Origin of the sequence: Enterococcus sp. C65 (genome assembly GCF_040887165.1) — a bacterium.
Taxonomy (GTDB): domain Bacteria; phylum Bacillota; class Bacilli; order Lactobacillales; family Enterococcaceae; genus Enterococcus_B; species Enterococcus_B hirae.
This window is the reverse complement of sequence record NZ_JBFOFG010000003.1, coordinates 314,307-323,967: the sequence shown is the minus strand read 5'-3', so window position 1 is coordinate 323,967 and position 9,661 is coordinate 314,307. Positions and strand designations below refer to the sequence as shown.

Genomic DNA, 9,661 nt, shown 5'->3' with positions numbered 1-9,661 from the left:
TAATGAAACTTGATCTGTTGCTTTTACCTTAAAATATTCTTTTTCATCATAGTTATATTCACTCTTAAACTTCTCAATTTCTTTTTCTCGTCTCTCTCGGCTTATTCTTGGTCTATTCTCCAACTCATCTATGAATAGCTCCAATATGGTGGGGTTAAGTTTAGTAAAGTGTCTATCCTTCATAAAACGTGCTATCGCTTGCTTAACCGCTTCATTTTCTTTTCTTTCTTCAATTAATTTTTCCACTCTTGACGTTTGATTTCCTATAAGTTCCTTAGCGTCCTGTTCAGCGATTATTTTTAGATCATGAATAAATGCTATACACGTATCAGGAGTCAAGGGATTAAACTTAAATTTATTAAGGTCTCCAATTAGTGCATCTTTTGTTTCCTTCGGCAAACGTGTATCTGAGTGAATCTTATGCCTTGTCTTAAGGTAGTCAATATAAAAATTTTTATTTTGGCTAGTTACTTCTATTGTATTTTGGGTCTCTATTCGGTTGTTTGGTTGTATGAGTTTGCTCTCATCTGGATGAAGTGGAAGTCGTTGGATGACCCCTTCTGCTACATCATCTTTAAGTTCAGAAAGAAATTCACCTATTGCTGCTAATGTTTCCGAACTAACAGGTTCACCCTCCTCAAGTTTACACTCTTCGATTAGTTGAAAAGCTATAGTAGCATGATTATACAAAGTATTTCGAGGTCGTCCGCTTTCATTATTTGCAATTTTTTGATTTGTTTCTTTTTTCTGTTCCATGTTTGGCATGTTATTCTCTCCTTTAAAATTTTATATTATTACTTCATCAAAATATCAGAAAAAAAGAATACATAAAAAACTTTTATTTCCGAGAAAAGAAATTTTTGTAATTAAATATCATTTAATTGATTAAAATTCTAGGTTACTACTTTTAGTTTCTGAGAATACAAGGTCAAGAATAGTATTTTCAAAGAATTATGCATCAAAAAATTGTATTTGAGTAGTCCTATACATAACAGTTCCTTTCATAATATTTCATTGATTCTTTAATCCCATTTTGATTTAGCTATAAAAAATCGGGTCGTTCATCCAATTTTTTTCTGATTAACAACCCGAGCTCATGTACTATGTAATTATTTTTAGAGTTTATTGATCACTATCTTTGAAATTGATCCTTTTTGTTTAGATATGCCTGTGACTTTGGTAGTACAGATGTTTTTAATTGCTCAATTCTTTTTTTCGTAAGACTTCTTTGTTCTGAGCTTCCTTTTTCAAGAAATTCTTTTACACTCATCTTGAAATATTCCTGTCTTTCATTTGGTTTACTTGGAGACTTATATTCATTTTTTAATTTCACAATTTCTATTTTTTGCCTCTTTTTGCTTATGTATTCAGATTTTTTCAACTCGTCTTGAAATTGCACCATTAGTGTTGGGGGAATTTCAGTATAGTGTCTGTTCATCTTAAATCTTTGTTTCACTTGATCAACCGCTTTATCTTCTCTAGCCTTTTTTATTAATTTTTCTATCTTGGGCGTTTGCTTCTTCAAAAGTGTCTGAACATCTCTTCTAGCGATCACAGCTAAATCATAAATAAAGGAAGTAAACCTGTTAAGGTCCAAAGAATCGAAATAGAATTTATCAAGGTCTTGAATTAGTGCATGTTTTGTTTCTTTCGACAAAACTGCTTTTTTGCTTAAATCATACTTTGATTAAGGTAGTTAATATAAAAGGTTTTATTTTTATCATCCACTACTATTCTATCATCACTATTCATTTGGATGTTCCTTTGTCGTAACAGTTTTTTCTCTTCTGGAAGAAGCGGAAGATAAAAGATAATCCCTTCTGCAGAATCTCTCTTATAGTTAGAAAGAATTTTACCTAATGTTGCTAACTTTTCCGAACTATTAGCTTCTCCCCTCACAAGCTTATGATCCTTGATTAGTTGAAGAGCAATAGCATATTGACTTCCTGTCCGTATTACTGCTATTTTTTGTTTATCATTTGACATGTTATTCTCTCCTTTAAAAGTTATATACTACCTTGTTAAACTATCAGAAAAAAGGAGTAGCTAAGTAACTTTTATTTCTGCAGAAAGAATTTTTTGGCATCTGATATCTCTATCACTAAACATGTTGGTTTTCGAGTTAATATCCGATAACCATTCTGTCAAAAAGCAGTCATCACCCACTTATAGAGAATGGATGATGACTGCCTATACTAGATTAAAATTGAAGATTCTTAATTTAGCCACTTCTGTTTGTCACAAATCGTTGATTGAATGATCTATCGACCACTAGAACATCGTACTTCTACTTCACGCAAGCTCCCCTTTTTTGCTTTAGCAGTCGTTCAGAACAGCTGGTTTTCTAACCGACCAATTTGTTCATTCATTTTTGACATTTTCCTAAATAAACGAACTCTTACACAAAAAATGTACTAAATTTCTAGAAAATCTTACAGAAACTTCTTTCTTTTTACCATTTCCTGTTTGTCGCAAGCAATGGATCATTCGTATACAATTAGTCAATTACATTCGATAATAGACAATGATTGCTAGTCCGATACCTGATAAAATCAGTCCCCAAAATAGTTGTCCGAACATACTGGTATCTCCCAATAGCCAACGAACGAAAAATAATTTTCTTCCAAAACAAAAAATTAACACACCTATGATAAAAATAATACATCCCGTAGAAAATATCGGGTTTGCTTGAAAAGCATTCATAATCTCTTCCATCTAACAACATCTCTTTCTCTATCCATTATAGTTACCACATACTCTGTTAGGCATCCTCTCATTTCAATACGTTTACCTAACGACACTTAGTATACTTCCTACTGTCAAGACAGTCCATATTTTTAAATGACCTGAACGAACAAAACTGTAAGCTATGTTTTTAAGCTGATCTTTGTCTAAGACTACTTTCTCTCACAATATCGTTGAAGAGAAAAACGATCTAAGTTTTACATTGACGAATCAAATAAAAATACTCGCTGAACAATTTTCATTGAACAACGAGCATGCTAAGTTTTTGACTAATAGCTGTACTTTCTTTTTTCTAAATAGGAAGAAAGTAAGGATAAAGCATAGCAGACAGCAAAATACATCAATGTCATTGCCACAAACATTGGCAATACATAATTGGTATTTTGGCCGTAAACAATTCGTGCTTGGTGAGTCAATTCAGGTAAGGAAATGATCACTGCTAATGATGTATCCTTGATCAATGAAATCAGCTGACTCACGATTGCTGGGATCATTGATTTAAATGCTTGGGGTAAAACGACAATTCTCATCGTTTCTACATAAGACAATCCTGTGGAAAGACCAGCCTCCATTTGTCCTTTAGGAACGGCATTCAACCCTGCTCGAAAAATTTCTGATAACATAGCCGATTCAAAAATCGTCAATGCTGCTACGGCTGACCAAAAAATATTCATTTGGATACCGATTTGTGGTAAGGCAAAATACGTAAAGAAAATGATCAATAGCAATGGAAGATTTCTGATAATATCAATTAGTATTCCTAGTATTTTTGAAAAATAAGGTATATTAGCAAAACGAACCACACCACAAATCCCGCCAATCAAAAAACTAAAGATGATTGAAAATAATGAAACCTCCACAGTCACTTTTAATCCTTCTAATAAGAAGCGGATATTCATCCATGAAAAAGCACCACTAAAATCCATTTTGTTCTCCCCTTCCTATGAACGAACTGCCCATTTTTTCTCTAAATATGTCATCAAGTAAGACAAAGGTAATGTAATTACTAAGTAAAAAAGACCCACGATGATATAGGTATCAAAAGTGTTGAAAGTTTCACTGGCAATTAAGTCCCCTTGATACATTAAATCTAACCCAGCAACGATAGCTAAAATCGATGAATTTTTGACTAGATTAATGAATTGGTTTCCTAATGGTGGTACGACGATCTTGAAAGCCTGCGGCAAAATAATAAACCGCATCGTTTGCGCATAGGTCAAACCAGCTGATAAACCCGCTTCTGTTTGCCCTTTTGGCACTGTTTGAATTCCTGAACGAACGGTTTCTGCAATAAATGCCGAAGTATAGATCGTCAAACCGATCGTCCCTGCTTGAAAGCCATCGAAACTAATCCAATAGATCGGAACGACGACATAAAAGAACATCACAATAATCAACAACGGGATATTTCGAAAAAATTCCACGTACGCTTTAGCTAGTCCACTGATCACTTTGTTCGTTGACAATTGAAAAATTGCCATCAGTGTTCCAATAATCAAACTAAATAATAAAGCTAACACACTTGAATAGATAGTGATTTTAAACCCTTCTAAGAAGGTTGATCCATATGTTTGCAGCAACTCAGCCATTCTTTCCCCTCCTTAATTCACTTTTCCTTGGGTGGTATCTGGGAACCATTTTTGGTAAATCTGATCATATGTGCCGTTAGCAATGAGTTCTTTTAACGCTTGATTTACGGCATCCAAAAATTCTGTTTGTCCTTTATTGATCGCAATTCCATAAGGTTCATTGGTAAACGTCCCACCTGCTAAAGTATAGTCAGGGTTCTCGTCAGCCATTCCCAACAAAATGGCATTATCGGTCGTCATAGCATCTCCTTGTCCTGATTGTAAAGCAGTAAACGCTTCGGCATAGTTTTCTAGTTCAAGAATTTTTGCGTCTGGAGCATGTTCTCGGATATTTACTGCAGAAGTTGATCCTTTGACTGCGAGCACAGTTGTTTCAGCATTTAAGTCATCTACGCTTTTAATCGGGCTTCCTTTTTTGACTAATAAAGATTGTCCGGCATCAAAATAAACATCAGAAAAATCAACTTGCTTTTTTCGTTCATCTGTAATGGTCATTGTCGCAATAATCGCATCAATATTTCCATTTTTTAATAGCGGAATCCGTGTTTTAGAGGTAACTTCCACAAATTCTGCTTTCCCATCTTTTCCAAGAATCTCTTGCGTAATCGCTTTAGCGATATCGATATCAAATCCTTGAACCGTACTACTTTTGATATCCATCATCCCAAATAAGCGAGTATCGTATTTTACACCCCACGTTATGGTGTTGTTTTGCTTACTTCGTTCCAGAATATTTTCTTCAGCGACACTTTTTCCTTTGCAGCCTGCTAATATCAAAAAGACCAGACCCAAAAGGAAAAGCAAACGAATCATTGTTTTCTTACGCATTTTATTCCTCCTATCAATGATTGATTACTTTACTAATAAATTGTTGTGCCCGAGGTTCTTTAGGGTTCTCAAAGAAGTCTTTTACATTGCGGCTATCTTCTAATACTTGGCCATCCGCCATGAAAATAACCCGATCTGCTACTTCTTTTGCAAATCCCATTTCATGGGTCACGACGATCATTGACATCCCATCACGAGCTAATTTTTTCATTACATCAAGTACATCCCCGATCATTTCCGGATCTAAAGCAGATGTAGGCTCGTCAAATAACAGCATTTCCGGATTCATCGCCAAACCTCTGGCAATTGCCACACGCTGTTGTTGTCCTCCAGATAACATAGATGGATAAGAATCTTTTTTGTCGAGCATGTTGACTTTTTCTAAGAATTTTTCCGCGTTTTTCACTGCACTTGCTTGATCTTGCTTTAATACTTTAATCGGTGCAAGTGTAATGTTTTCTAAAACGGTTTTATTAGGATATAGATTAAAATGCTGAAAAACCATTCCAACATTTTTTCTGACTTCAGTCAATTTTGTTTTTTTGTCCTGAAGGTCGATATCATTGATTAACAATCTTCCAGAAGAGATCGTTTCTAATCCATTGATACATCGTAACATTGTACTTTTACCTGAACCTGAAGGACCAATGACAACGACGACTTCCCCTTTCTCAAACTCGAGGTTTATGTTTTTCAAAGCATGGAATTTGCCGTAGTATTTTTCCACGTTATCAAATTTAATCATTGCCATATCATTACACTCCCATTATTATTTAGTAAGAAAACATTTAAAGATATATAATAGAACATATTATATCTGAAACTTACGTATTTTGTAAAGTTTCTTTGAAACTTTCTTTCGTTATTTTTCTCCTTTGCTTCTTACATCTGCTATTTTTCTGCAATTTGTTCGTCTTTTGATTTAGAACGGTTGTTTCTTCCTCCAAAAAACGGTAAGATATTAAGTGCTTAGTCTTACAAATCGTAAAGAGGTGTTTTTTTTGAAAAATATTATTCTAACAGGTGATCGCCCGACTGGCAAGTTACATTTAGGGCATTATGTAGGATCACTCAAAACACGGGTAGAAATGCAAAAAGATGAAAACAATCAACTTTTTGTAATGATTGCAGATATGCAAGCCCTAACCGATAACGCTAAAAACCCTGAGAAGGTTTCTTCAAATGTACTTGAAGTTGCTTTAGACTATTTAGCTGTTGGATTAGATCCTACGAAATCAACGCTTTTTATCCAATCGCAAATACCAGAATTAGCTGAATTGACTATGTACTATTTAAACCTAGTCAGCGTCGGGCGTGTCCGTCGTAATCCTACAGTTAAAACAGAAATCGAACAGAAAAAATTTGGTGAAGGTGTCCCAACTGGATTCTTTATTTATCCTGTATCGCAAGCTGCTGATATCACAGCTTTCAAAGCGAATTTAGTTCCTGTTGGTGAAGATCAAAAACCAATGCTTGAACAAACGCAAGAAATAGTTCAAAGTTTCAACCACACGTATGGCGACGTCTTAGTGGAACCAAAAGGCGTTTTCCCACCAAAAGGAATGGGCCGTTTGCCTGGCATCGATGGGAATGGAAAAATGAGCAAGTCATTGGGTAATGGCATCTATATTTCTGATCCTGCTGATGTGGTCAAGAAAAAAGTAATGAGTATGTACACAGACCCAAATCACATCCACGTGGAAGATCCAGGTCAAGTCGAAGGCAATATGGTATTCACTTATCTTGATGTGTTTGGAAAAGACAAAAACGCAATTGAAGAAATGAAAGCTCATTATCGTCGTGGTGGTCTAGGTGATGTAAAAATCAAACGCTATTTGATTGATGTTTTGGAAGAAGAGTTTGCTCCAATTCGTGCTAGAAGAGAAGAATTAGCGAAAGATCCAGCCGCTGTGATGGCAATCCTAAGAGACGGTAGTGAAGCAGCTGCGAAAGTCGCTGCTCAAACTCTAGCAGAAGTCAAAACTGCAATGGGAATCAATTATTTTAACTGATTGGCTTGTTAATGAATAAAAAAGACGTCCTCATTCTTTGTGAGGGCGTCTTTTTTTACAGTTTAACGAATATTTGCACCAACTGTTTCACTTAGTGCTTTTTCGATCTTAGTCATTGATCGGTTAATTTCTTCATCTGTCATCGTTGCTTCAGGATTCTCGAATGTCAGACTGTAAGCCATTGACTTATGTCCTTCCTCGATATTTTTTCCTTGATACACATCAAACAATTGGATGTCTGTTAAGAACTTACCTGCAGCAGACTGGATAACCGTTACGATTTCTTGATTGGTTACTGTTTCTGCAACTAACATTGCAATGTCACGAGAAACGGAAGGGAATTTTGTCACCGCATGGAAAGTCATCCCTTTTTGAGCAGCTTCGATCACTGAGCTCAAGTCAAATTCTGCAACATAGGTTTCTGGAACATCGTATTCTTTAGCTGTATTCGGATGAACCTGTCCAACAAATCCAATCACTGTTTCACCTAAATAGATTTCCGCTGTTCTTCCTGGATGCATGTCTTTCAAACTATCAGTTGCTTGATAAGAAATTTCTGTTGCTATTCCTAATTGTTCAAACAAGTTTTCTAAAAGACCTTTGATCGTATAGAAGTCAACTACTTCTGCTTGAGTTTGCCAACTTTTATCTTGCCAAGTACCTGTCAATGCAAGAGCAACATGTTTCACTTCCTGCGGCAAATGAGTCAATGGATCGTTTTCTTGATAGAAGACTCTTCCAACTTCATAAAAAGCGACATCACTATTTTTTCTAGCTACGTTATAGTTCACATTATCCAGTAACCCACTGATCAAGTTCATTCGTAAGACAGAACGGTCTTCGCTCATTGGCCAATCAAGACGTGTAACTAAGGAATCTTTGATTGTAAATTGACGAGATTTTTCTTCCGTTGTCAAAGCATAGCTGATGGCTTCATGTAAACCACTATCTTCAAGTAATGTACGGATCTTGCGTGTTGTTGCTTGCTCTTGGGTCAAACTTCCTGCAACAGTCTCTCCACTTGGTAATGTGGAAGGCAAGCGATCATAACCATAGATACGAGCGACTTCTTCAATAATATCCGCTTCAATCTTGATATCCCAGCGACGAGGAGGAACAGTAACGGTGAACGTTTCCCCTTCACTTTGATAGCCAAAGCCAAGTGCTTCAAAAATCTCATTTACTTCCTTCACTGTTAAGTCAGTTCCTAGATAATGATTGATTCGTGAGAGAGTGATCGTTACTGTTACGTCTTCTACTTGATAAGTCGAACCAGCAACCGCACCTTGAAGAACCTCACCGCCTGCTAACGAAACGATCATTGCAGCAGCAACGTCACATGCTTCAGCAACTGTTGCTTGATTGATTCCTTTTTCAAAACGAGCAGAAGATTCACTTCTTAAATTGAATTGTTTCGCTGTTCGACGGATCGAAATTGGATCAAACAAAGCTGCTTCTAGAGCAACCGTAGTCGTTGTCTCAGTGATTTCAGAATCCAAGCCGCCCATCACACCTGCTAAAGCGACTGGTTGTTCTCCATTAGTGATCACGAGATTTTCCGGTGTTAACTCACGTGTTTCGCCATCTAACGTAACGATTTTTTCTGTTGCTTTTGCCTGACGGACGACGATTTCTTGTGATCCTAGCCGATCATAATCAAACGCATGTAATGGTTGTCCAAACAACAGTAAGATGTAGTTTGTGATATCTACTACGTTGTTGATTGGTCGAATCCCTTCATTCATCAAGATATTTTGTAACCATTGTGGACTAGATTGGATTTTTACGCCCTCAATGATTCGAATTTGATAAGCAGGCACAGCTTCTGGATCTTCGACTGTCACCTTGATTTTGTCTTTTGCCGGACGTGCTGCTTCTACTAATTCTTCCTCTGCAAAATGAGGTGTTTGACGATAAATCGCCCCCACTTCATATGCTACTCCTCGCATAGATAAAGCATCTGCGCGATTCGGTGTAATCGATAACTCGATAATTGAATCGTCCATGTCTAAATAAGAAAAGACGGGCTCTCCATTGACTGCCTCTTGTGGAAGATAGTAGATTCCTTCAGCATATTCTTTGGGAACAACACTATCTGGATAGCCAATTTCTTGTAAGGCACAAATCATCCCATTAGAAACTTGACCACGCATTTTCCCTTTTTTGATTTTTACATTCCCTGCGATCCGTGAATTAGGTAAAGCAACGATGACTTTGATCCCTGCCTTCACGTTAGGCGCGCCACAAACGATCTGTGAAAGTTCTTCTTCACCGATATCCACTTGGCAAATCGATAAATGATCGGAATCAGGATGTGGTACGCATTCCTTGACTTCGCCGACTACGATTTTTTTTAAGCCTTCTTCAGGAACCGTGATTCCTTCCACTTCGATCCCAGTCACTGACATTTTATCAGCTAGTTCTTTTGGCGTAACTGCTGACAAATCAAGATATTTATTTAACCATTTATAAGAAACTAACATGCTT

At 36.5% G+C, this 9,661-nt stretch carries 10 protein-coding genes; 1 reads left to right on the top strand and 9 read right to left on the bottom strand.

From position 1 onward, the window contains the following. The 8 genes from AB3I12_RS05125 to AB3I12_RS05090 all read right to left on the bottom strand — a co-directional run. Positions 1–765, bottom strand: a 765-nt coding sequence (locus AB3I12_RS05125) for a hypothetical protein (RefSeq protein WP_368015562.1), incomplete at its 3' end; no start/stop codon positions are given. Between the two features lie 367 nt (positions 766–1,132). Continuing rightward, positions 1,133–1,657: a hypothetical protein gene (locus AB3I12_RS05120; protein ID WP_231105540.1), complete on the bottom strand. Its 525-nt coding sequence runs from the start codon at positions 1,655–1,657 to the stop codon at positions 1,133–1,135. Positions 1,658–1,671: 14 nt separating this feature from the next. Beyond that, a complete protein-coding gene (locus AB3I12_RS05115; protein WP_231105539.1) occupies positions 1,672–1,986 on the bottom strand; it encodes a hypothetical protein in 315 nt (104 codons plus the stop codon). 519 nt (positions 1,987–2,505) lie between these two features. Beyond that, complete coding sequence (locus AB3I12_RS05110) at positions 2,506–2,715, bottom strand: hypothetical protein (RefSeq protein WP_063627051.1); 210 nt, start codon at positions 2,713–2,715, stop codon at positions 2,506–2,508. A 299-nt stretch (positions 2,716–3,014) separates the two neighbouring features. After that, positions 3,015–3,671, bottom strand: coding sequence for an amino acid ABC transporter permease (locus AB3I12_RS05105; protein ID WP_010719297.1), 657 nt, complete (start codon positions 3,669–3,671; stop codon positions 3,015–3,017). Positions 3,672–3,686: 15 nt separating this feature from the next. Beyond that, the gene (locus AB3I12_RS05100) at positions 3,687–4,334 is read right to left on the bottom strand and encodes an amino acid ABC transporter permease (protein ID WP_063627050.1); all 648 of its coding nucleotides are present in this window, start codon (positions 4,332–4,334) and stop codon (positions 3,687–3,689) included. Positions 4,335–4,346: 12 nt separating this feature from the next. Then, positions 4,347–5,162: a transporter substrate-binding domain-containing protein gene (locus AB3I12_RS05095; RefSeq protein WP_010719299.1), complete on the bottom strand. Its 816-nt coding sequence runs from the start codon at positions 5,160–5,162 to the stop codon at positions 4,347–4,349. Between the two features lie 13 nt (positions 5,163–5,175). Next, positions 5,176–5,913, bottom strand: a complete 738-nt coding sequence (locus AB3I12_RS05090; protein ID WP_010719300.1) for an amino acid ABC transporter ATP-binding protein — start codon at positions 5,911–5,913, stop codon at positions 5,176–5,178. Positions 5,914–6,163: 250 nt separating this feature from the next. Here AB3I12_RS05090 and trpS point away from each other — a divergent pair, with 250 nt between their 5' ends. Continuing rightward, entirely contained in the window at positions 6,164–7,174 is a 1,011-nt protein-coding gene (trpS, locus tag AB3I12_RS05085) for a tryptophan--tRNA ligase (protein WP_010719301.1), read from the top strand. A 62-nt stretch (positions 7,175–7,236) separates the two neighbouring features. Here the strand turns inward: trpS and pheT are convergent, their stop codons facing one another. Further along, entirely contained in the window at positions 7,237–9,657 is a 2,421-nt protein-coding gene (pheT, locus tag AB3I12_RS05080) for a phenylalanine--tRNA ligase subunit beta (protein WP_063627049.1), read from the bottom strand. Positions 9,658–9,661: the final 4 nt, after the last annotated feature.